This is a genomic window from Citrobacter sp., assembly GCF_050252275.1.
Taxonomy (GTDB): Bacteria; Pseudomonadota; Gammaproteobacteria; order Enterobacterales; family Enterobacteriaceae; genus Citrobacter_A; species Citrobacter_A amalonaticus.
The window spans coordinates 17,850-40,371 of record NZ_JBFWLF010000004.1 but is presented as its reverse complement, the minus strand read 5'-3'; the positions used below and the strand labels follow the sequence as shown (position 1 = coordinate 40,371).

The 22,522-nt window shown below is 53.6% G+C and carries 20 protein-coding genes; 13 read left to right on the top strand and 7 right to left on the bottom strand.

All coding sequences use genetic code 11. The annotated features are described in order from the left end of the window. Positions 1-299: ThiF family adenylyltransferase (locus tag AB7E14_RS00850; protein ID WP_428169285.1), on the top strand; the 299-nt coding region annotated here is incomplete at its 5' end. A gap of 88 nt (positions 300-387) precedes the next feature. Here AB7E14_RS00850 and fsa read toward each other — a convergent pair. Beyond that, positions 388-1,050 carry a fructose-6-phosphate aldolase gene (gene fsa, locus AB7E14_RS00845; protein ID WP_044328493.1) on the bottom strand — a complete coding sequence of 221 codons (663 nt, stop codon included), beginning with the start codon at positions 1,048-1,050 and terminating at the stop codon, positions 388-390. A 131-nt stretch (positions 1,051-1,181) separates the two neighbouring features. Here fsa and AB7E14_RS00840 point away from each other — a divergent pair, with 131 nt between their 5' ends. From AB7E14_RS00840 to AB7E14_RS00825, 4 genes are all read left to right on the top strand, one after another. Beyond that, positions 1,182-2,081, top strand: coding sequence for a glycyl-radical enzyme activating protein (locus tag AB7E14_RS00840; RefSeq protein ID WP_316961860.1), 900 nt, complete (start codon positions 1,182-1,184; stop codon positions 2,079-2,081). A 4-nt stretch (positions 2,082-2,085) separates the two neighbouring features. Then, positions 2,086-4,518: a glycyl radical protein gene (locus AB7E14_RS00835; protein WP_316961861.1), complete on the top strand. Its 2,433-nt coding sequence runs from the start codon at positions 2,086-2,088 to the stop codon at positions 4,516-4,518. A gap of 146 nt (positions 4,519-4,664) precedes the next feature. Further along, a complete protein-coding gene (locus AB7E14_RS00830) occupies positions 4,665-5,480 on the top strand; it encodes a Cof-type HAD-IIB family hydrolase (protein ID WP_316961862.1) in 816 nt (271 codons plus the stop codon). A 148-nt stretch (positions 5,481-5,628) separates the two neighbouring features. Next, positions 5,629-6,891 (top strand): DUF1479 domain-containing protein, encoded by a 1,263-nt coding sequence (locus AB7E14_RS00825; protein WP_187251555.1) that lies wholly within the window; start codon positions 5,629-5,631, stop codon positions 6,889-6,891. Here AB7E14_RS00825 and AB7E14_RS00820 read toward each other — a convergent pair. Further along, positions 6,888-7,961 (bottom strand): LacI family DNA-binding transcriptional regulator, encoded by a 1,074-nt coding sequence (locus AB7E14_RS00820; protein ID WP_044328497.1) that lies wholly within the window; start codon positions 7,959-7,961, stop codon positions 6,888-6,890. The genes AB7E14_RS00825 and AB7E14_RS00820 overlap by 4 nt on opposite strands. 285 nt (positions 7,962-8,246) lie before the next feature. Between AB7E14_RS00820 and AB7E14_RS00815 the strand changes: the two genes are divergently transcribed. Then, the gene (locus AB7E14_RS00815) at positions 8,247-9,548 is read left to right on the top strand and encodes an MFS transporter (RefSeq protein ID WP_187251554.1); all 1,302 of its coding nucleotides are present in this window, start codon (positions 8,247-8,249) and stop codon (positions 9,546-9,548) included. A 17-nt stretch (positions 9,549-9,565) separates the two neighbouring features. Further along, positions 9,566-11,929, top strand: coding sequence for a glycoside hydrolase family 31 protein (locus tag AB7E14_RS00810; RefSeq protein ID WP_316961863.1), 2,364 nt, complete (start codon positions 9,566-9,568; stop codon positions 11,927-11,929). A gap of 181 nt (positions 11,930-12,110) precedes the next feature. On the opposite strand, the gene AB7E14_RS00805 is transcribed toward AB7E14_RS00810, so the two are convergent. Further along, the gene (locus AB7E14_RS00805; protein WP_044256415.1) at positions 12,111-13,706 is read right to left on the bottom strand and encodes an ABC-F family ATPase; all 1,596 of its coding nucleotides are present in this window, start codon (positions 13,704-13,706) and stop codon (positions 12,111-12,113) included. A gap of 217 nt (positions 13,707-13,923) precedes the next feature. Here AB7E14_RS00805 and ldtB point away from each other — a divergent pair, with 217 nt between their 5' ends. Then, complete coding sequence (gene ldtB, locus AB7E14_RS00800) at positions 13,924-14,844, top strand: L,D-transpeptidase (protein WP_046401463.1); 921 nt, start codon at positions 13,924-13,926, stop codon at positions 14,842-14,844. 65 nt (positions 14,845-14,909) lie between these two features. Here the strand turns inward: ldtB and AB7E14_RS00795 are convergent, their stop codons facing one another. Then, complete coding sequence (locus AB7E14_RS00795) at positions 14,910-16,019, bottom strand: anion transporter (RefSeq protein WP_428169284.1); 1,110 nt, start codon at positions 16,017-16,019, stop codon at positions 14,910-14,912. Next, complete coding sequence (gene mntR / locus AB7E14_RS00790; protein ID WP_043001268.1) at positions 16,016-16,489, bottom strand: manganese-binding transcriptional regulator MntR; 474 nt, start codon at positions 16,487-16,489, stop codon at positions 16,016-16,018. Before mntR ends, AB7E14_RS00795 begins: the two co-directional genes overlap by 4 nt. Before the next feature lie 185 nt (positions 16,490-16,674). On the opposite strand from mntR, the gene mntS reads away from it, so the two are divergent. Together mntS and AB7E14_RS00780 are read left to right on the top strand one after the other, a co-directional pair. Continuing rightward, positions 16,675-16,803 (top strand): manganase accumulation protein MntS, encoded by a 129-nt coding sequence (mntS, locus tag AB7E14_RS00785; RefSeq protein ID WP_316961864.1) that lies wholly within the window; start codon positions 16,675-16,677, stop codon positions 16,801-16,803. Between the two features lie 276 nt (positions 16,804-17,079). Further along, complete coding sequence (locus AB7E14_RS00780) at positions 17,080-18,666, top strand: phosphoethanolamine transferase (RefSeq protein WP_316961865.1); 1,587 nt, start codon at positions 17,080-17,082, stop codon at positions 18,664-18,666. A gap of 64 nt (positions 18,667-18,730) precedes the next feature. Here AB7E14_RS00780 and ompX read toward each other — a convergent pair whose 3' ends face one another. After that, complete coding sequence (ompX, locus tag AB7E14_RS00775; RefSeq protein ID WP_043001271.1) at positions 18,731-19,246, bottom strand: outer membrane protein OmpX; 516 nt, start codon at positions 19,244-19,246, stop codon at positions 18,731-18,733. A 73-nt stretch (positions 19,247-19,319) separates the two neighbouring features. After that, positions 19,320-19,364: a hypothetical protein gene (locus AB7E14_RS00770; RefSeq protein WP_125340082.1), complete on the bottom strand. Its 45-nt coding sequence runs from the start codon at positions 19,362-19,364 to the stop codon at positions 19,320-19,322. A 270-nt stretch (positions 19,365-19,634) separates the two neighbouring features. Between AB7E14_RS00770 and rhtA the strand changes: the two genes are divergently transcribed. From rhtA to glnH, 3 genes are all read left to right on the top strand, one after another. Continuing rightward, positions 19,635-20,522 (top strand): threonine/homoserine exporter RhtA, encoded by an 888-nt coding sequence (rhtA, locus tag AB7E14_RS00765; RefSeq protein ID WP_043001272.1) that lies wholly within the window; start codon positions 19,635-19,637, stop codon positions 20,520-20,522. Positions 20,523-20,831: 309 nt separating this feature from the next. After that, positions 20,832-21,335 (top strand): DNA starvation/stationary phase protection protein Dps, encoded by a 504-nt coding sequence (gene dps / locus AB7E14_RS00760; RefSeq protein WP_042320427.1) that lies wholly within the window; start codon positions 20,832-20,834, stop codon positions 21,333-21,335. A gap of 364 nt (positions 21,336-21,699) precedes the next feature. After that, positions 21,700-22,446, top strand: a complete 747-nt coding sequence (gene glnH, locus AB7E14_RS00755) for a glutamine ABC transporter substrate-binding protein GlnH (protein ID WP_043001273.1) — start codon at positions 21,700-21,702, stop codon at positions 22,444-22,446. Positions 22,447-22,522: the final 76 nt, after the last annotated feature.

The following is a 22,522-nucleotide window of genomic DNA, read 5'->3' as shown; positions in this document are numbered from 1 at the left end:
CGATCCGCATGGAAGGCCAGATCACCGTCTTTACCTACAAAGACGGTGAGCCCTGCTACCGCTGTCTGAGCCGTCTGTTTGGTGAAAATGCATTGACCTGCGTGGAAGCCGGAGTGATGGCGCCGCTGATTGGGGTGATAGGGTCGCTACAGGCAATGGAGGCGATAAAGCTGCTGGCGCAGTATGGTCAGCCCGCGTCAGGGAAAATCGTCATGTACGACGCCATGACCTGCCAGTTCCGCGAAATGAAGCTGATGCGTAATCCGGGCTGCGAGGTGTGTGGGGAAGCATCATCCTGAGTAGATTCCGGCCTGATAAGGCGTAGCGCCATCTGGCAATGATGGCGCGAATTGCCGGATGACGACGTTGCCTTATCCGACCTACAATTTACAGCGACGTGCGCCCAAAGGCACTCTGCCAGTCGTGTTCAAACTTCGCCACCGCCGCATCAACAGCCGGAGAGCGAATCAGCTGCTGGGCAACGTCCAGCGGTAAGGTGATGGATTCACAACCCGCCAGCAGACAATCCAGCGCCTGACGCGGTGTTTTGAAACTGGCGGCCAGCACTTTGGCATGCGGCGCATGCATCGTCAGTAAATTCTGCAAATCGTTGACGGTCTGAATGCCATCGCCGCCCTGCGCGTCTACGCGGTTCACGTAAGGCGCAACATACTCCGCCCCCGCCAGCGCCGACAGCAGCCCCTGCGCCGCCCCGTACACCGCCGTTCCCAGCGTCGGAATGCCTTCCTCTTTCAGCAGTTTGATCGCCGCCAGACCTTCCGCCGTGACCGGCACTTTCACCACGATATCAGCAATGATCCCACGCAGTTTGCGCGCATCACTCACCATCCCTTGTGCCGTTGTCGCCATCACCTGAGCGAACAGACGCCCCTGTCCTCCCATCGCTTCATGCAATTGTGGCAATAAGACATCCAACGGTTTTTTCCCCGCCGCCACAATACTGGGGTTGGTGGTCACGCCCGCCAGCGGGAAAACTCGCGCCAGCGTTTTCACCGCGTCAACATCGGACGTATCCAGATAGAGTTCCATAATCATTCCTCAACGACTCGTTAGCATAAATGAAAGATACCACGGCAAAACCTTTCTGTTAGTTGACGCACGTCAACATAACTTTCATTCGAAAGTTATTTAATCTTTATACGAAACAAATGAGGCCGTTTATGATTTTCAATATTCAGCGCTATTCTACACACGATGGCCCCGGTATCCGCACCGTGGTGTTCCTTAAAGGATGCTCTCTGGGCTGTCGCTGGTGTCAGAATCCGGAAAGCCGGGCGCGCACGCAGGATCTGCTGTTTGATGCACGTTTGTGCCTCGAAGGCTGCGAGCTTTGCGTAAAGGCGGCGCCGGGCGTCATCGAACGCGCGCTGAATGGCCTCCTTATCCATCGCGAAAAACTCACTGACGCGCATCTTACCCGCCTGACCGATTGTTGCCCCACTCAGGCATTGACCGTCTGCGGTGAAGTCAAAAGCGTGGATGAAATAATGACCACCGTTCTGCGCGATAAACCTTTTTATGACCGCAGCGGCGGCGGTATTACGCTTTCGGGCGGCGAACCGTTTATGCAACCAGAACTGGCCGCGTCGCTGTTTAAAGCCAGTCACGAAGCGGGCATTCATACCGCAGTTGAAACCTGTCTGCATGTGCCGTGGAAATACATTGAACCTTCATTGCCCTGGATCGATCTGTTCCTTGCAGATTTGAAACACGTTGCCGACGCGCCGTTTAAGCAATGGACGGATGGCAGCGCATCACGCGTGCTGGAAAACCTGAAAAAGCTCGCCGCTGCCGGGAAAAAAATCATCATCCGCGTTCCGCTGGTTAAGGGGTTTAACGCGGATGAAGAGGCCATTAAAGCGATTACCGATTTTGCCGCCGACGAACTGCACGTCAGCGAGATCCACTTTTTGCCCTACCACACGCTGGGCATCAATAAATACCACTTGCTCAACCAACCCTACCACGCGCCGGATAAGCCGCTGGATGCACCCGATCTGCTCGCCTTTGCGCAGCAGTACGCCTGCATGAAAGGTTTGACCGCGACTTTACGAGGATAAACCCATGACCCAACTGAAACTGGATACGCTCAGCGACCGCATCAAAGCGCACAAAACCGCACTGGTGCATATCGTCAAACCACCGGTCTGTACCGAACGCGCGCAGCATTACACTGAAGTGTACCAGCAGCATCTGGACAAGCCGATTCCGGTACGCCGCGCGCTGGCGCTGGCACATCATCTGGCACAACGAACCATCTGGATCAAACACGACGAGCTGATCATCGGTAACCAGGCAAGCGAAGTCCGCGCCGCGCCGATCTTCCCGGAATACACCGTGTCATGGATTGAAAAAGAAATCGACGACCTGGCGGACAGACCAGGGGCTGGTTTTGCGGTCAGTGAAGAGAACAAGCGCGTACTGCATGCCGTGTGCCCGTGGTGGCGCGGCCAGACCGTTCAGGACCGCTGCTACGGCATGTTTACCGATGAGCAAAAAGGGTTGCTGGAAACCGGTATTATCAAAGCTGAAGGCAACATGACCTCCGGTGACGCACACCTGGCGGTGAACTTCCCGCTGCTGCTGGAAAAAGGCATTGACGGCCTGCGGGAAAAAGTCGCAGAGCGCCGTTCTCGTATTAACCTGACTGTTCTCGAGGATCTGCATGGCGAGCAGTTTCTGAAAGCCATTGATATTGTGCTGGTTGCCGTCAGTGACCACATCGCCCGCTTCGCCGAACTGGCACGTAAAATGGCGAGTGAAGAGACGCGTATCAGCCGTCGTAACGAACTCCTGGCGATAGCAGAAAACTGCGATCTGATCGCCCACCAGCCGCCGCAAACTTTCTGGCAGGCGCTGCAACTGTGCTACTTCATCCAGTTGATTCTGCAAATTGAGTCCAATGGTCACTCGGTGTCGTTCGGGCGTATGGACCAGTATCTTTATCCGTACTACCGCCGTGACGTGGAGCTGAACCAGTCGCTGGACCGCGAACACGCCATTGAACTGCTGCACAGCTGCTGGCTTAAGCTGCTCGAAGTGAACAAAATCCGTTCCGGATCGCACTCTAAAGCCTCTGCAGGCAGCCCCCTCTATCAGAACGTCACCATTGGCGGACAAAGCCTGGTTAACGGTCAACCGATGGATGCGGTCAATCCGCTCTCTTACGCGATCCTTGAATCGTGCGGTCGTCTGCGCTCCACTCAGCCTAACCTCAGCGTGCGTTATCACGCCGGGATGAGCAATGACTTCCTCGACGCCTGCGTGCAGGTGATCCGCTGTGGCTTTGGGATGCCAGCATTTAACAACGATGAAATTGTCATCCCGGAATTTATCAAACTCGGAATTGAGCCGCAGGACGCCTACGATTACGCAGCGATCGGTTGTATCGAAACCGCGGTCGGCGGCAAGTGGGGCTACCGCTGCACCGGCATGAGCTTTATCAACTTTGCCCGCGTGATGCTCGCTGCGCTGGAAGGCGGTCGTGACGCCACCAGCGGGAAAGTCTTCCTGCCGCAGGAAAAAGCGCTTTCCGCCGGTAACTTCAACAATTTCGATGAGGTGATGGCCGCATGGGATGCGCAAATCCGCTACTACACGCGTAAATCGATTGAGATTGAGTATGTGGTCGACACCATGCTTGAAGAGAACGTGCACGATATTCTCTGCTCGGCACTGGTGGATGACTGCATCGAACGGGCGAAGAGCATTAAACAAGGTGGGGCGAAGTATGACTGGGTATCCGGCTTGCAGGTGGGTATCGCCAACCTCGGCAACAGCCTAGCTGCGGTGAAAAAACTGGTCTTTGAACAGGGGGCCATCGGTCAGCAACAGCTTGCGGCCGCGCTGGCGGATGATTTTGACGGCCTGACCCACGAACAATTGCGTCAGCGTTTAATCAACGGCGCGCCGAAGTATGGCAACGATGATGACACGGTCGACACTCTGCTGGCTCGCGCTTACCAGACCTATATTGATGAACTGAAGCAGTACCATAACCCACGCTACGGACGTGGTCCGGTCGGCGGCAATTATTACGCGGGCACCTCGTCTATCTCGGCAAACGTGCCGTTCGGCGCAGCGACCATGGCCACACCAGATGGGCGTAAAGCCCATACTCCGCTGGCCGAAGGGGCAAGCCCGGCGTCCGGTACTGACCATCTTGGTCCAACGGCGGTGATTGGCTCGGTCGGTAAACTGCCTACCGGTTCGATTCTGGGCGGCGTACTGTTAAACCAGAAGCTGAACCCGGCAACGCTGGAAAATGAATCCGACAAGCAGAAACTGATGATCCTGCTGCGCACCTTCTTTGAAGAGCACAAAGGTTGGCACATTCAGTACAACATCGTGTCGCGCGAAACCTTGCTGGAGGCGAAAAAACATCCTGATCAGTACCGTGATCTGGTGGTCCGTGTCGCCGGTTATTCCGCGTTCTTCACTGCGCTTTCACCGGACGCGCAGGACGATATCATCGCCCGTACCGAACATATGCTGTAATTCTCCCCGTAGGCCGGATGGCGACACAAAGCGTCTTATCCGGCCTATTCGTCCCTCTTCACCGCTTTCATTCGAAATAAATTTGTGCTTTAGGTCACATTGTTATTAAAATGTTTCTGGTCGCAGTTTTGAGCCAGGAGCTTTATATGACCGTTAAAGTTATCGTCACCGATATGGACGGAACTTTTCTCAATGACGCCAAAAAGTACGATCACACACGATTTATGGCGCAGTACCATGAGCTAAAAAAACGCAACATTGAATTCGTCGTCGCCAGCGGCAATCAGTATTACCAGCTCATCTCTTTCTTCCCCGAACTCAAAGACGAGATCTCTTTCGTTGCCGAAAACGGCGCGCTGGTGTTTGAGCATGGCAAACAGCTTTTTCACGGCGAACTCACGCGTCACGAATCTCAGGTTGTGATGGGCGAATTGCTGAAAGATAAACAGCTCAACTTTGTGGCCTGCGGTCTGCAAAGCGCGTACGTCAGTGAAAACGCGCCGGAACCCTTTGTCGCACTGATGTCGAAGCACTACCACCGCCTGAAGCCGGTGAAGGACTACCATGACATCGACGACGTGCTGTTTAAGTTCTCGCTGAATCTGCCAGACCAGCAGATCCCGTTGGTTATCGACCACCTGCACACGGCGCTGGACGGCATTATGAAACCCGTGACCAGCGGTTTCGGCTTTATCGATCTGATCATTCCGGGGCTGCACAAAGCGAATGGTATCAGCCGATTGCTGAAACGGTGGAACCTTTCACCAAAAGAAGTCGTGGCGATTGGCGACAGCGGCAATGATGCAGAAATGCTGAAAATGGCGCACTACGCTTTCGCGATGGCGAATGCCACCGACAGTATCAAAGCAATCGCCCGCTTTCAGACGGATGACAATAACCATGACGGCGCGCTGAACGTGATTCAGGCCGTGCTGGATAACACTGCCCCTTTCAACGTGTGACGGCAATAACCGGAACACCCTGTTCCGGTTTTATTTTCTTCCCCCCTGTTTGCCCCCTCAACATTTTAAACTTGCATTAACTTTTTTATAACTTATATTATCACCTGTAAGATAAATAAGTTTCGAATGAAAGTTATGCGAGGTGGTTATGGCTTTTTCCTTCACAAGCGACACATTACCGGTCGACCATAAAGCGGCGATCCGTCAGATGAAGCAGGAACTGCGGGCGCAGCTCGGCGACGTCCAACAGATCTTCAGCCAGATTAGCGATACCATTGCCACCCGCGTGGCGGAAATCAACGCACTTAACGCACAGGGCGCCCCGGTGTGGCCTGAGCTATCGTATGCCGATATCAACGCTGGCACCGTCACGGCGCAGCAGCGCGAACAGATCAAACGTCGCGGCTGTGCGGTCATCAAAGGTCACTTCCCACGTGAGCAGGCGCTGGCCTGGGATCAGTCGATGCTGGACTATCTGGACAGAAACCATTTTGACGAGGTGTACAAAGGCCCCGGCGATAACTTCTTTGGCACCCTCACCGCTTCGCGTCCGGAGATTTATCCGATCTACTGGTCGCAGGCGCAAATGCAGGCCAGACAGAGTGAAGAGATGGCTAACGTGCAGTCGTTCCTCAACCGTCTGTGGACCTTTGAAAGCGAGGGCAAGCAGTGGTTTAACCCGGATGTCAGCGTGATCTACCCAGACAGGATCCGTCGCCGTCCACCGGGAACCACGTCAAAAGGGCTGGGCGCGCACACCGATTCCGGCGCGCTGGAACGCTGGCTGCTGCCGGCCTATCAGCGCGTCTTCGCGAATGTGTTTAACGGCAAGCTGGCGGAATACGATCCGTGGCAGGCCGCCCATCGTACGGAAGTGGAAGAGTATACGGTGGACAACACCACCAAATGTTCAGTATTTCGCACCTTCCAGGGCTGGACCGCACTGTCGGATATGTTGCCCGGTCAGGGTTTACTGCATGTCGTCCCCATTCCGGAAGCCATGGCCTATGTGCTTTTACGTCCTTTGCTCGATGATGTTCCGGAAGATGAACTGTGTGGCGTGGCGCCAGGGCGGGTACTGCCGATATCCGAACAATGGCATCCTTTGTTGATTGAGGCGCTTACCAGTATTCCGCCACTGGAAGCAGGCGATTCCGTCTGGTGGCATTGCGATGTGATTCACTCCGTGGCGCCGGTCGACAATCAGCAGGGCTGGGGCAATGTGATGTATATTCCCGCCGCCCCGCTGTGCGAGAAAAATCTGGCCTATGCGCACAGCGTGAAGGCCGCGCTGGAGAAAGGCGCGTCACCGGGCGATTTCCCGCGAGAGGATTACGAAACAGACTGGGAAGGCCGCTTCACGCTGGCGGATTTGAACCTTCACGGCAAACGTGCGCTGGGGATGAGTTAACGGTCATACAGACCTTCCTGTTCAACGGCGGTGCGTCGTTTCCCCTGACGTATCCGCCGGACCGACTCCCGTACCGCAAGCGTACCATTGAGTAACAACGAACTGACTGGCGCCTCCGGGCGCACCAGACGTTGCTGGAGCATATACACCGCTTCTGTCCCCAACTCATCCCGGGGAACATGAACTGCTGTTAAGGGGACATCCTGAATCGACGCCAGATTAAAACCATCGATACTCATCACCGAGATATCCTGAGGGACACGTAATCCCCGTTTTTGCAGCGCGCTGATGACCCCTGCCGCCATAAAATCTCCCCCGACTAAAAAGGCGGTGGGTAAATCTTGCCCTTTTCTCTCGCGGATCCATTCACTGACCAGTTGTTCTGTCTCCCTGGCGCTAAAATTTGTAGCGACCAGCAGATCGCGGTCGTCAGTGAACCTCATATTATGTGACCGCCACGCATCGCGGATCCCTGCTAAGCGCAGCTCCATTGTGTATCGGCGCAGGCAGAGAACGTTCATCACCTCACGATGCCCCATTTCAAACAGATAGCCCGCCGCTCGTTCACCAATCGCCCGATGATCGGGTGCCACCACGGGAAGACGCATGAGCCGATCGCGACAGTTAATCAACAGGCACGGTTTTCCGACATCAACGGCTAAATCATGAATATGCGGATCGTCGATCCCCAGCAAAATAGCGGCATGCGTATCCGGTTCGTTCATTCGCGCCAGAAACAATTGCGCATCACTGTCATGTTCCTCAAGAGCGCAGTAGCGCAACCGGACTTCGTGCGAAGCCAGTCCTTTATTCACACTCTGGATCACACGGTAATAAAAGATGTCGGACCGCTCATCAAATGCCCGCTGTGGCGCAAAGATCATCAGGCTATTGAGTAGCAGACGTCCTGCCGCCATCCCCTCCATCACACCCAGTTCACGTGCGCATTCCAGCACGAGACGCCGGGCGTTGTCGCTGGTGTTGGACTTACCCGCCAGCACACGCGAAACGGTGCTGATCGAGAGCTGCGTTCGGGCGGCAATTTCCCTGATTTTTAACCTTTTATCCATTTTGTGATCTTGCTCCACTTGCCTCATGAAAAAATTTTCACGACCTGAAATTGAAGCTCTGACTGGCTTCAAATGAATATTGACAGATGACTGCGTGCATTGATGAGAAAGCTTGCACAAATTCTGCTATTGGTCGCCCATTTTCTCCCTTAAGGTGAATTTGTCATACAGCTTCCATACTAGTTGTATAGCAACTTCATCGCTTAACGCAATAAAAACTAAAGCGATAACCGTATGACATTTTAAACATTCATCCCCCTACCGTCCGTCTTGTGGAGACAGAAAATGAGTCAGGACATCAACAATACGGTTGCGACAAGCAAGCCCCGTCGCGTCATAAAAAATCTGCGCTGGTATGTGCTGGTACTTTTTTTACTCGGCGTCACCGTTAACTACATCACCCGAAATTCATTAGGCATTCTGGCACCGGAACTGAAAGAGAACCTGGGCATCACTACCGAGCAATATTCGTGGATTGTCGGCGCATTTCAGATTGCCTACACCATTTTCCAGCCGTTATGCGGATGGCTGATCGACGTGATTGGTTTGAAAATTGGCTTCATGGTTTGCGCTGGTATCTGGGCGCTCATGTGTATTTTTCATGCCGGTGCCGGAAGCTGGTTGCATCTTGCGATCCTGCGCTTTTTTATGGGTGCCTCAGAAGCGGCCGCAACCCCAGCCAACGCGAAAACAATCGGCGAATGGTTTCCGAAATCAGAGCGTCCCGTCGCTGCCGGCTGGGCTGGCGTGGGTTTCTCGATTGGCGCGATGCTCGCGCCGCCTATCATCTACTTCGCGCACGCCTCGTTTGGCTGGCAGGGTGCGTTTATGTTTACCGGTGTGCTGGCGCTGGTATGGGTCGTCCTGTGGTGGGCGTTCTATCACAACCCGGAACAGCATCCGAATCTGAGTAAAGATGAACTGGACTTTATTAAGCAGGATAACGAACCACCAGCCGTCAAGCTGCCTTTCCTGACAGCGTTAAAAACCGTCTCAAAAAACAAACGATTCTATGGTATCGCCATCCCGGCTTTTATGGCGGAGCCGGCCTGGGCCGTACTGAGCTTCTGGGTGCCGCTGTATCTCGCCAAAGAACACGGTATGGATCTGAAGCAGATCGCGATGTTTGCCTGGCTACCGTTCCTGGCCGCCGATCTCGGCAGCGTAGCGAGTGGCTACCTGACGCGTCTGTATACCCGCTGGTTCGGCTGCTCCCGCGTTAACTCGGTCGTAGCCAGTTCCGTGACGGGCGCGTTCCTGATGATCTCTCTGGCCATTGTGGCCATTACCCGCGACCCGTATATCACCATTATCCTGATCTCTATTGGCGGCTTCGGACATCAGATCATCTCCTGCATGCTGAGTGCGCTCGTTGTCGAGTCGTTTGATAAAGGTCAGATGGCCACCGTTAACGGTATGCGCGGTTCGGCGGCGTGGATCGCCAGCTTCCTGTTCTCCCTTTTGATTGGTGTTACGGCTGACAAAATCGGCTTTAACCCCCTCTTCATTGCCATGGGTTTCTTTGACCTGATTGGCGCTGTTTTCCTGGTGGCATTTATTGCTGAACGTCGCGCCAAGCGCGCCTGATCGTGGATGTATTGCATATGAAAACCCTGAAAAACTGGACCCTTGATAAACAATCGGCCACTCACCTTGAACTGGTGGTGGATAAACAGCACCGTCTGTGTCTTTACGTACTCGAAGAAAATCTCTTCCGTGTGCTGATCAAACGCAAAGGTGAACTGGCGCTGGACCGAACCTGGAGCATCGCGCCTGAAAAAGACGTACCGTGGGAAGGTCGCCGTCGTGACGATATAAGCGGTTTCTCCTGCCCGGCCTGGACCCTGACGCAGCAGGATGAAACGCTCACCGTGGCAACTGAACAACTGCGCGTGACGGTCCACCAACCGCTGTGGCTGGAGTGGGAATACCGTAACGATGCCGGCGCCTGGCAGCCGCTGGTGAACGATCGCGCCACCAGCGCCTACCTTTTGAACGCCCACGGTGACGGCGTGGCGCATTACCTGAGCCGGCGTAAAGATGAACGTTTTTACGGTCTGGGTGAAAAAGCCGGCGATCTGCAGCGTAACGGTAAGCGCTATGAAATGCGTAATCTGGATGCGATGGGTTACAACGCCGTGAGCACCGACCCGCTGTACAAACACATCCCGTTCACTCTCACCCGCCGCGACGACGTGAGCTACGGCCTGTTTTACGACAACCTGAGCAGTTGCTGGCTGGATTTGGGGAACGAGATCGATAATTATCACACCGCTTATCGCCGCTGGCAGGCGGAAGCTGGCGATATTGATTACTACCTGTTTACCGGCAAACGGGTACTGGACGTCACCAAAGCCTTTGTGCGCCTGACCGGGAAAACGCTGTTTGGGCCGAAGTGGAGTCTGGGCTACAGCGGTTCCACGATGCACTATACCGACGCGCCGGACGCGCAAAACCAACTCATGAACTTTATCCGACTGTGTGAAGAACACGCGATTCCGTGCGACTCGTTCCAGCTCTCGTCGGGATATACCTCAATTAACGGTAAGCGCTATGTCTTTAACTGGAACTACGACAAAGTGCCGCAACCTAAAGTGATGAGTCAGGCATTCCACGATGCCGGGCTGAAGCTTGCTGCCAACATCAAGCCCTGTCTGTTGCAGGATCATCCTCGCTATAACGACGTCGCGGAAAGCGGCCTGTTTATTCGTGATTCAGAAACCGATTCACCGGAACGTTCCAGTTTCTGGGATGACGAAGGATCGCACCTCGACTTTACCAACCCGCAGACCATTCAGTGGTGGCAGAACGGTGTGACGACGCAACTGCTGGAGATGGGCATCGACTCCACCTGGAACGATAACAACGAGTTCGAAGTGTGGGACGGCGAAGCGCGCTGTTACGGCTTTGGCAAGGAAATTGCCATCAAACACATTCGCCCGGTGATGCCGTTACTGATGATGCGCGCCTCGCTGGAAGCGCAACAGCGTTTTGCCCCGGATAAGCGACCGTATCTGATTTCCCGCTCGGGTTGCGCCGGTATGCAACGTTACGTTCAGACCTGGAGCGGCGATAACCGCACCAGTTGGGACACGCTGCGTTATAACACCCGCATGGGGCTGGGCATGAGTCTTTCCGGGCTGTTCAACGTCGGCCATGATGTCGGCGGATTCTCTGGCGATAAACCCGACGCCGAACTGTTCGTAAGATGGGTACAGAATGGGGTGATGCATCCACGCTTTACCATTCACTCGTGGAATGACGACCATACGGTGAACGAGCCATGGATGTATCCGGGCGTGACGCCAGCCATTCGCAGCGCGATAGCGCTGCGTTATCGGCTGCTGCCCTATCTCTACACCCTGCTCTGGCAGGCGCATGCCGATGACGAACCGATACTACGTCCGACGTTCCTCGACCATGAGCATGACGCGCAGACCTTTGAAGAATGCGATGACTTCCTGCTAGGCCGCGACCTGCTGGTGGCAAGCGTGGTAGAAGCGGGTCAGCGCGAGCGCCGCGTCTGGCTGCCGGATAACGAAACCGGCTGGTACGATTTTTACACTCACGAGTGGTTCTCTGGCGGTCAGTGGATCACCCGTGATGCGCCGCTGGAAAAACTGCCGCTGCTGGTACGCGCCGGGGCGGGTCTGCCGTTTAGCGAGCGCATTACCCATGTGTCCGCTGAAAAAGACAACACCCGCGAGCTGAAGCTGTTCCCGGTGAAGGGCGTCGGCACGACCACCGGAATGCTGTTTGAAGACGATGGCGAAAGCTGGGGCTACCAGAACGGCAATGCGCTGTGGGTGGAGTGGGAAATGCAATGCGACGGCGCAACCATTAACCTGAAGGTGAACGCCCGCGGGGATTATCGTCCGGCGTGGAAAGCCCTGAAGGTATCGTTACCGACAGGCGAAAGACGCTCGCTGTTGGTAAATGGCGTTGAAGGGAGTGAGTGGGTGTTGTAGTGCGGGCTGATACCCTAGCCCTCTCCCACGGGGAGAGGGAACAGGAGCACGCCTCCTTTCCCTAAGTATTTCGCGCTGCAGGAAGGCGGCAAACCTGTGAATCCCCGGGAGCTTACATAAGTAAGTGACCGGGGTGAACAGGTGAAGCCAACGCATCTGCAGCGTGAAAGACGACGGGAAATTAGTTGTCGATCCCTTTACTGCGCAGGTAGTCTTCGTAGTTGCCGCTGAAGTCCACCACGCGCTCTGGGGTGATTTCCAGCACGCGGGTCGCCAGCGAGCTTACAAATTCACGGTCGTGAGAAACGAAGATCAGGGTACCCTGATACATCTCCAGCGCCATGTTCAGCGATTCGATGGATTCCATATCGAGGTGGTTAGTCGGTTCATCCATGACCAGAATGTTTGGTTTCTGCATCATCAATTTACCGAACAGCATGCGACCCTTTTCACCACCCGACAACACCTTAGCTGGCTTTTTGATATCGTCCTGGCTGAACAGCAGACGACCGAGGATGCTGCGCACCGCCTGTTCGTCATCGCCTTCCTGCTTCCACTGACTCATCCAGTCGAAGACCGTCAGATCGTTTTCGAATTCATATTCGTGATCCTGCGCGTAATAACCAATGCGCGCGTTCTCCGACCATTTCACGGTACCGCTGTCGGCGTCCAGATCGCCCACCAGCGTTTTCAGCAGCGTCGATTTACCCACGCCGTTGGTCCCCAGTACCGCCAGCTTTTCACCGACTTCCAGCAGCAGGTTCACGCCTTTAAACAGCGGACCGTTATCAAAACCTTTGCTGATCGCTTCCACTTCCAGCGCGTTACGGAACAGTTTCTTGTCCTGCTCGAAGCGGATAAACGGGTTCTGACGGCTGGATGCCTTCACTTCATCGAGTTTGATTTTATCAATCTGACGGGCACGAGACGTCGCCTGACGAGATTTAGAGGCGTTGGCGCTAAAACGGCTGACGAAGGATTGCAGGTCGGCAATCTGCGCTTTTTTCTTGGCGTTATCCGCCAGCAGACGTTCGCGCGCCTGCGTCGCGGCGGTCATATATTCGTCGTAGTTCCCCGGATAAATTCGCAGTTCGCCGTAGTCGAGATCCGCCATGTGCGTGCACACCATGTTCAGGAAGTGACGGTCGTGCGAAATGATGATCATGGTGCTGTCACGTTCGTTCAGCACCTGCTCCAGCCAGCGAATGGTATCGATGTCCAGGTTGTTGGTCGGTTCGTCGAGCAGCAGAATATCCGGATTGGAAAACAGCGCCTGGGCCAGCAGTACACGCAGCTTCCAGCCGGGAGCGACTTCGCTCATCGGACCGTAGTGTTGCTCTACCGGAATACCAACGCCAAGCAGCAGTTCACCGGCGCGCGCTTCAGCCGAGTAACCGTCCATTTCGCCGTATTTCACTTCCAGATCGGCCACCTTGTAGCCATCCTCTTCGCTCATCTCCGGCAAGGCGTAGATACGATCGCGCTCCTGCTTCACTTCCCACAGTTCACCGTGGCCCATGATCACCGTATCGAGCACCGTGAACTCTTCAAAAGCAAACTGATCCTGGCGCAGCTTACCGATACGCTCGTTCGGATCGAGAGAAACGTTACCCAGCGTCGGCTCAAGGTCGCCGCCGAGAATTTTCATAAAGGTGGATTTACCGCTACCGTTGGCGCCAATCAGGCCGTAACGGTTGCCGCCGCCAAATTTGACGGAAATGTTTTCGAACAGCGGCTTACTGCCGAACTGCATGGTGACGTTGCTGGAAACTAACACGGACGTATCCTAAAGAATATGTGACAAACCGCGTATTATGCCACAAGTCTGAAATAAGATCGCGCCTCGTCGCAAACGACTACACTGGGGTAACAGGAAAAAAATGTGATTTCGTACACATCTGAATTCCCTGTTAACAGGAATGCACATATAATGCGCTCCCAACACTACAGAATTCTCAACCCAACAGCCTGCCAGGCAATGAATCTCGCATAACATGAATATGAAATTAACAACGTTTTTCGCGGCAGCACTCGCGGTCGTCGGCTTTTGCAATACCGCATCCGCTGTCACTTATCCCCTGCCAACGGATGGTAGTCGCGTCATTGGTCAGAATCAGGTTATCACCATCCCGGAAGGTAACACGCAGCCGCTGGAATATTTTGCTGCTGAATACCAGATGGGACTTTCCAACATGCTGGAAGCCAACCCGGGCGTGGATACCTTCCTGCCAAAAGGCGGCACCGTGTTGAATATTCCGCAGCAGTTGATTCTGCCGGACACCGTGCACGAAGGCATCGTGATTAACAGCGCGGAAATGCGTCTGTACTACTACCCGAAGGGCACCAATACGGTGATCGTCCTGCCTATCGGTATCGGTCAGTTAGGTAAAGACACGCCTATCAACTGGACCACCAAAGTAGAACGTAAGAAAGCCGGTCCGACCTGGACGCCAACCGCGAAAATGCACGCTGAATATCGTGCCGCAGGTGAACCGCTGCCTGCCGTTGTTCCGGCAGGTCCGGATAACCCGATGGGTCTGTACGCGCTGTACATTGGGCGTCTGTACGCCATTCACGGTACTAACGCCAACTTCGGTATCGGCCTGCGCGTGAGCCACGGCTGCGTGCGTCTGCGTAACGAAGACATCAAATTCCTGTTCCAGAATGTGCCTGTCGGCACGCGCGTACAGTTTATTGATGAGCCGGTAAAAGCGACCACTGAGCCAGATGGCAGCCGTTACATCGAAGTTCACAACCCACTGTCGACCACTGAAGCGCAGTTTGAAGGCGGCGAAATCGTACCGATTACCCTGTCGAAGAGCATTCAGAACATCACCAATCAGGCCGATGTTGACCAGAGTATTGTGGAACAAGCGATTCAGAACCGTTCAGGGATGCCGGTTCGTCTGAACTGATACGAATCTGGACAATAAAAAGGGCGGATAATTTTTCCGCCCTTTTTTGTTGATTTTATTTGGGATTATCTCAGCAGTAACAGCCCATACCCCACCAACGCCGCCCACACCAGCATCGGCAGTGAATAGAGATGAAAGCGCCACCAGATGCGTCGGTCGTTTGCCATCCGTAGCGCAATCAAATTCGCCAGCGATCCCGGCAACAAACCAAATCCACCGATGTTGACCGCCCATGCCAGCAGCACGGTCGGAGGCACGTAATTCAGCAGTAAGATGGTGCCGGGAACATTGCTGATAAACTGCGACAGGCCAATTGCCGTCAGCCACAGGCCGGGTTCAGACAGCGAGCCGACGTGACTTAACGTTCCCTGCAACGCCGGCAGTTGCGTCAGTAGATGAACATCAATAAACATCGCCATAAACACCAGCAACAGCGTCCAGTCAATACTCAACACCACACGCCGCGCCAGTAACAGAAACCCCAGCGCGACAATCGCCAGCCCTACCAGCTCTTGTTTGAACTCCAGCGCCGTCAGAAAGACGATGTACAGCCCCAGACACCCCCATACCAGTCGCGGCTGCCATTGCGGCGCATGCGTGCCGGTGTGGTACGACAGCGGCTTATTAGGGAAGCAGAACCAGCACACGACCAGCAGCGTCACCATCATCGCAACGGCAAGCGGCGCCATCTGGCTGATAAAGGCAAAAAATGAGAGACCAGAACGCCCCCACAGCAAAATGTTTTGTGGGTTGCCGATGGGCGTTAACAGCGAGCCAGCATTCACGGCCAGCGCTTCAAAAATAATCAGCCGGTTGACCGGTATCGCACACAGTTTCTTCAGCGTAATGGTCAGCGGCACAACGATAAAAAGCGCGACGTCGTTGGTCAGAAAAGTGGAAAGCAGCGCCGCTGCCAGCACCATGAACATCGCCAGACGGCGTTCAGTCGCAAAGCGGCGGGTCATTTTACGTCCCAGCACATCGAAATAGCCGCTAAGCTCAACGCCTTTCGTCAGCAACATCAGGCCGCTCAGGATGATAATGGTGTGCCAGTCAATAGCGCCAGGCCACGTCCGTGGCGTGAACGGCACCCACAGACTCAACGCCACGCCAACGACAATCAATAGCTGAAAACAACGGTCGCGTTTCAACGCCCGCAATATAGGCAGGTTCATTCAACGGAAGTTCCGTGTTGTTCGGTAAACAGCCGAAATGCGTCCAGCGTCTCCTGACTGACATGATGCTCCATCCCCTCGGCATCGCGACGAGCAATCTCAGCGCTCACGCCCAGCACCAGCAGGAAGTTCTCCACGATCTGATGGCGCTCACGGCTTTCCTGCGCCAGCTTCTCCCCTTCCGGGGTTAAGAAAACGCCGCGCCAGGGGATCATTTCGATCAATCCCACCGAGGCCAGGCGTTTGAGCATCTTCGCCACCGTGGGTTGGGACACCCCAAGCCGGGCCGCCATATCTACCTGACGCGCCTCCCCGACCTCAATAATCAGGTCAGAAATCAACTCAACGTAGTCGTCGATCAGTTCGCGGCGATGCGCCTCTCTCACCTGACGAAACCCTTCAACGTGTTCTTCAACGTTCACTAACTGCGTCACTTTTTTTGTTGTTGGCATACCTGCGCGACGACTCATTCTGCTTCCTCATTCCTGTGACGCGTTAACAGCATCTAATTGGAGAGCGTCCATTGTAAACCAGAGTTGCCCTGGCACAAAAAATTAACGTTTTAGCAATAGCTATATAATATAGCCTGTGCTATATCTGTATGTAATGCAGTCATCTCTCACGGATCGAGGGACCAGAACGTCAGGAGGTCAATATGAACGAGTTCAAGAGGTGTATGCGCGTGTTCAGTCATTCTCCCTTTAAAGTCCGGTTAATGCTGCTCTCAATGCTGTGCGATATAATCAACAGCAAACCTGAGCAGGATAAGCCCTCGGATAAATAACGCGGCGTCGCGGTACGCCGCGTCATCTGGCTGTCATCTACGGCCGTTACACTTCTGCCTATGTCAAAATAGCCCTTCTTTTTGTCGGATTTGCTAACCCCTTCGCAAAACAATTTCTGTCTGCCCGTTGACCTTCACATTCACACGCTCTATCTTCTTGCAGCCCTGCCTAACTTGCGGCTCGCAGATGCGGACCTCTTTCCCTCTTCACGCACTCTCAGCAGGTAATGACCCTTGGCGCCAGGGTAAGCACATGGCGTTTTACGATAGTGGCATATGAATTTAACCGTCAAAGAATCACTTCTTGCTCGCAGCCGGGCCCTAAGCCCGTGGACTGGCTTTTATGTTTTGCAGTCGCTGCTGATCAACCTGGCGCTGGGCTATCCGTTTAGTCTGCTGTATACCCTTGCCTTCACCTGCATATTGCAGTTGCTCTGGCGGAGCGCGCCGAAAGCGCAGAAGGTGCTGATCGGCGTGTGTTCGCTGGTCGCCGCCTGTTACTTTCCTTTCGGCCAGGCCTACGGATCGCCAAACTTTAATACGCTGCTGGCACTACACTCGACCAATATGGAAGAGTCCACGGAAATCCTGACGATTTTCCCCTGGTATAATTACCTGATGGGGGTGTTTATCTTTGCCCTTGGCGTGATCGCCGTGCGTCGCAAACCTGACGAAGAGAAGAAACGCTGGAATAAATATGACAGCCTGTGCCTGCTGTTCAGCGTCGTGGCTTTTTTTGTCACCCCCGTACAGAACCTGGCCTGGGGCGGCGTGTTTAAATTAAAGGATACCGGCTATCCGGTGTTCCGTTTCGCCAAAGACATCATCGTCAATAACAATGAAGTCATTGACGAGCAGGAGCGCATGGCGAAGTTAGCCAGCATGAAAGACACCTGGACTGTCACCGCTGTGAAGCCGAAATATCACACCTATGTGGTGGTGATCGGTGAAAGCGCTCGTCGTGATGCGCTGGGGGCGTTTGGCGGTCACTGGGATAACACTCCGTTTGCCAGCAGCGTTAACGGCTACCTGTTTGCCGATTACGTCGCGGCCAGCGGGTCAACGCAAAAATCGCTCGGGCTGACCCTCAACCGGGTCGTTGATGATAAGCCGCAGTATCAGGACAACTTTGTCACGCTGGCAAACCGCGCCGGTTTCCAGACGTGGTGGTTCTCGAATCAGGGACAAATCGGCGAATACGATACCGCTATCGCCAGTATCGCAAAGCGGGCTGATGAAGTGCATTTTCTTAAAAACGGTGACTTCGAGGCGGACAAAAACACCCAGGACGAGGCGCTGTTAAAAATGACCGCACAGGTGCTGGAAACGGAACGCACCCAGCCGCAGCTGATTGTCCTGCATCTGATGGGGTCTCATCCACAGGCCTGCGATCGGACAAAAGGCAAGTACGACACGTTCGTCCAGTCGAAAGAAACCTCCTGCTATCTCTATACCATGACTCAGACCGACGACCTGCTGCGAAAACTGTACGATCAGCTCCGCAACAGCGGCGACAGTTTCTCGCTGGCGTATTTCTCCGATCACGGTCTCGCCTTTAAAGAGCGCGGGAAGGAAGTACAGTACCTGGCGCATGACGACCAGTTCCAGCAAAACTTTCAGGTCCCGTTTATGGTGCTCTCCAGCGATGACAAAGCGCATAAAGTCATCAAAGCGCGGCGCTCCGCCAACGACTTCCTTGGCTTTTTCTCACAGTGGACAGGGATCAGCGCAAAAGAGATTAAGATGAAGTACCGGTTTATCTCTGAACAGAAAGCCGGGCCGGTGTATATCACCAATTTCAAATTGCAGAAGGTGGATTATAACCACCTGGGAACCGATATCTTTAGCACCAAATCTCGCTAACATCTTGAAACACAGCTAAAAAAAATCCGCCCCTTGAGGCGGATTTTTTATATCACGGACGTGATTAGAAGCGGTAACCGACGCCTGCGATCCAGGTGCCAACGTCAACGCTACGAATACGGCTCTGCTCGTAAGAGAAGTCCAGAGCAACATTTTCGATCGGGTTGAACTGCACACCTGCGCCATAAGAGAAACCATAATCGCTGGTGTCATCTTTATGCGTCGGGTAGTTGGTGTCCTGGAATTTACCGTAGCCCACACCCACAACACCGTAGATGCTTGCCCAGTCGTTCAGACGGTAAGCCGGACCAGCAGTGATGCCGTAGTACTGAGTTTTGTTGTAATCGCCTGCACCGTTAGTACGATCTTTTTCGGTGTAAGTGAAGGAACCGATTACGCCCAGCGGGTTGTTGTCCTGCTCATAGCGATACTTCAGGTTGAAACCGTTCATTTTGTTCGCCGCGCCCTGAGCATCGCTCTGAGCATAACCACCGGTAACGGTAGACGTTGCAGCGACAGCGGAACCTGCGGAGATAGCCAGAACAGCGGCCAGTGCTGAAAGACATGCAATTTTTTTCATAACCACCTCAAATGTGCTTCAAATAAATCCTAAGTGTTAAATATATCAAAAATTGATGAGAAACTCTTTGCGATTAGTGATGTCTAACGGGCAATTTCATGTAACAGAACGTTTCCATCAACCGCTATCTCTTTCAATTAACATCACTTTTCCAGATATTTGCCCCATTATTACGCGCATAATAAAGGACATTCATCCAGATTATTCCTAATCTGCCAGCGCATTAATCCATCAATTTGCCGCCATTTTACGGCTTTCCAGAAATTTTTTTTCAACGAAGACTCAACCGTAGATGGTTATTTCCATTACACTGCCTCTTTTACTTTTCTATACACAAATCAGGCAAGTTGCTGGATGGCGTGTATCTACAGTTATGTCGGGAGAACGGATGCCAGGGTCGTCACGTAAAACGCCAGTTTGGCTGCCTGTTTTAGTACTGCTTATTGCCATGGCCTCAATCCAGAGCGGCGCATCACTGGCAAAATCATTGTTTCCGCTGGTTGGCGCGCCCGGTGTCACCGCCCTCCGTCTGGCGTTAGGCACGCTGATTCTTATTGTCTTCTTCAAGCCATGGCGTCTGCGGTTTGCCAAAGAGCAGCGTCTGCCGCTGCTTTTTTACGGTCTGTCGCTGGGGGGAATGAACTACCTCTTCTATCTGTCAATTCAGACGGTCCCGCTGGGGATCGCTGTCGCGCTGGAGTTTACCGGGCCGCTGGCGGTCGCCCTGTTCTCTTCGCGACGCCCCGTTGATTTTATCTGGGTGGTACTGGCGGTTCTCGGACTCTGGTTCCTGCTGCCGCTGGGTCAGGACGTTTCGCATGTCGACCTGTTCGGCGCCACCATGGCACTGGGCGCAGGTGCCTGCTGGGCTATCTATATTCTCAGCGGACAACGCGCCGGCGCTGAGCACGGCCCGGCCACCGTCGCGATAGGTTCGCTGATTGCGGCTCTGGTTTTCGTCCCACTTGGGGCTGTGCAGGCCGGGGAAGCGCTCTGGCACTGGTCTGTCATTCCGCTGGGTCTGGCGGTTGCGGTACTGTCGACAGCGCTCCCCTACTCGCTGGAGATGATTGCCTTAACCCGTCTGCCTACGCGCACCTTTGGTACGCTGATGAGTATGGAACCCGCACTGGCCGCACTGGCAGGTATCCTGTTTCTGGGCGAAACGCTCACGTTTGTCCAGTTGCTGGCGCTTGGCGCGATCATTGCCGCCTCGATGGGCTCGACGTTGACCATTCGACGGGAAAGCAAAATAAAAGAGGTTGATGTAAATTAATTTTACATTTCTGCATGGTTGCATAACCATGCAGAATATCTTCCCGCTGTTTTCCCTGTATTTTCCTGATATTTCCCCACCGTCTATCTGCCCCGTACCGACTATTTATCCGCCTTCTCATGTCGGCATCAGAATATTGTTACCGCCGGTCTAACCCTTGCGCAACTACATGAATAGTAATGCAATTAAATACCGATGGTGTTAAATACTATTAAAGCGATAGGCAGAGCCAGAAAAGCAGGAATCATAACCGGTGCTATACTGAATCTCGTAAATTACTGGGACATAACATCAAGAGGATATGAAATTATGAGTACCGCTAAATTGGTAAAAACAAAAGCGTCCAATCTGCTTTATACCCGCAACGATGTCTCTGACAGCGATAAGAAAGCAACGGTTGAGTTGCTGAATCGTCAGGTGATCCAGTTTATCGACCTGTCACTGATCACCAAGCAGGCCCACTGGAATATGCGTGGCGCTAATTTTATTGCCGTCCATGAGATGCTGGATGGCTTCCGTACGGCATTGACCGACCATCTCGATACCATGGCAGAGCGTGCCGTACAGCTGGGCGGTGTGGCGTTGGGGACTACGCAGGTTATTAATAGCAAAACGCCGTTGAAAAGCTATCCGCTGGACATCCATACCGTTCAGGATCATCTGAAAGAACTGGCAGACCGTTATGCTGTTGTCGCTAACGATGTGCGTAAAGCCATCAGCGAAGCGAAAGACGAAGATACCGCCGATATCTTTACCGCCGCATCCCGCGATCTCGACAAATTCCTGTGGTTCATCGAATCCAACATCGAATAATCGCCTCATAAGTATTCCCTCTACTACCCTCGCCACGGCGGGGGTTTTGCACTTTAAAGGTGCACCACATCGACACCACTCCGACGTAAAGTAAAAAATTAGAAATAAACACCTCACACAATCGTTAACGAAAGATTGTTTTATCAACGATCTTTGCGCTAAATAGGCAGACCGTTCACGCCCCCTCCAGGCTGCACTAAATCAGTGCCCCAGAATGGTGCAAAAAGCGAGTTTTGCTCCGAGACCTGTGCACAAGCGTGCAGTCCCCTCTTGTTAAAACAAGGGGTTGCAAAACTGGCACGATTTTTTCATTACATTTATCGTTCTCGCAGGGGATCGCCCCGTGGATAAAAAAGGAAATGCTATGAAGTCTGTATTAAAAGTTTCACTGGCAGCACTTGCTCTGGCTTTTGCGGTGTCCTCTCATGCCGCGGATAAGAAACTGGTTGTCGCAACTGACACCGCGTTCGTGCCGTTTGAATTCAAACAGGGTGACAAATACGTTGGCTTTGATGTGGACCTGTGGGCCGCCGTAGCAAAAGAACTGAAGCTGGATTATGAACTGAAACCGATGGATTTCAGCGGCATTATCCCGGCGCTGCAAACCAAAAACGTTGACCTGGCGCTGGCGGGCATCACCATTACTGACGAGCGCAAAAAAGCGATCGATTTCTCTGACGGTTACTACAAAAGCGGTCTGTTAGTGATGGTGAAAACCAACAACAACGACGTAAAAAGCGTAAAAGATCTGGACGGTAAAGTGGTCGCGGTGAAGAGCGGTACTGGCTCCGTTGATTACGCCAAAGCCAACATCAAAACGAAAGATTTGCGTCAGTTCCCGAACATCGATAACGCCTACATGGAACTGGGTACCAACCGCGCAGACGCGGTTCTGCACGATACGCCGAACATCCTGTATTTCATCAAAACCGCAGGTAACGGCCAGTTCAAAGCGGTGGGTGAATCACTGGAAGCGCAGCAGTACGGTATCGCATTCCCGAAAGGCAGCGACGAACTGCGCGAGAAAGTGAATGGCGCGCTGAAAACGCTGCGTGACAACGGTACTTATAACGAAATCTACAAAAAATGGTTCGGTACTGAACCTAAATAATAATGGCTTTGCCTTCAGATGTTGCCCGGGGGCGCTAAGCGTACCGGGCATTTGATTTTTTTCACCACGGTAACAG

What these genes read in the sequence shown, in the direction of transcription:
- AB7E14_RS00815 (WP_187251554.1), top strand. Translation starts at nt 8,247, where the DNA reads ATGAGTCAGGACATCAACAATACGGTTGCGACAAGCAAGCCCCGTCGC.
- AB7E14_RS00795 (WP_428169284.1), bottom strand. Translation starts at nt 16,019, where the DNA reads ATGAACCTGCCTATATTGCGGGCGTTGAAACGCGACCGTTGTTTTCAG.
- fsa (WP_044328493.1), bottom strand. Translation starts at nt 1,050, where the DNA reads ATGGAACTCTATCTGGATACGTCCGATGTTGACGCGGTGAAAACGCTG.
- AB7E14_RS00830 (WP_316961862.1), top strand. Translation starts at nt 4,665, where the DNA reads ATGACCGTTAAAGTTATCGTCACCGATATGGACGGAACTTTTCTCAAT.
- AB7E14_RS00810 (WP_316961863.1), top strand. Translation starts at nt 9,566, where the DNA reads ATGAAAACCCTGAAAAACTGGACCCTTGATAAACAATCGGCCACTCAC.
- AB7E14_RS00825 (WP_187251555.1), top strand. Translation starts at nt 5,629, where the DNA reads ATGGCTTTTTCCTTCACAAGCGACACATTACCGGTCGACCATAAAGCG.
- AB7E14_RS00840 (WP_316961860.1), top strand. Translation starts at nt 1,182, where the DNA reads ATGATTTTCAATATTCAGCGCTATTCTACACACGATGGCCCCGGTATC.
- ompX (WP_043001271.1), bottom strand. Translation starts at nt 19,246, where the DNA reads ATGAAAAAAATTGCATGTCTTTCAGCACTGGCCGCTGTTCTGGCTATC.
- dps (WP_042320427.1), top strand. Translation starts at nt 20,832, where the DNA reads ATGAGTACCGCTAAATTGGTAAAAACAAAAGCGTCCAATCTGCTTTAT.
- glnH (WP_043001273.1), top strand. Translation starts at nt 21,700, where the DNA reads ATGAAGTCTGTATTAAAAGTTTCACTGGCAGCACTTGCTCTGGCTTTT.
- mntR (WP_043001268.1), bottom strand. Translation starts at nt 16,489, where the DNA reads ATGAGTCGTCGCGCAGGTATGCCAACAACAAAAAAAGTGACGCAGTTA.
- ldtB (WP_046401463.1), top strand. Translation starts at nt 13,924, where the DNA reads ATGAATATGAAATTAACAACGTTTTTCGCGGCAGCACTCGCGGTCGTC.
- mntS (WP_316961864.1), top strand. Translation starts at nt 16,675, where the DNA reads ATGAACGAGTTCAAGAGGTGTATGCGCGTGTTCAGTCATTCTCCCTTT.
- AB7E14_RS00780 (WP_316961865.1), top strand. Translation starts at nt 17,080, where the DNA reads ATGAATTTAACCGTCAAAGAATCACTTCTTGCTCGCAGCCGGGCCCTA.
- AB7E14_RS00820 (WP_044328497.1), bottom strand. Translation starts at nt 7,961, where the DNA reads ATGGATAAAAGGTTAAAAATCAGGGAAATTGCCGCCCGAACGCAGCTC.
- AB7E14_RS00835 (WP_316961861.1), top strand. Translation starts at nt 2,086, where the DNA reads ATGACCCAACTGAAACTGGATACGCTCAGCGACCGCATCAAAGCGCAC.
- rhtA (WP_043001272.1), top strand. Translation starts at nt 19,635, where the DNA reads ATGCCAGGGTCGTCACGTAAAACGCCAGTTTGGCTGCCTGTTTTAGTA.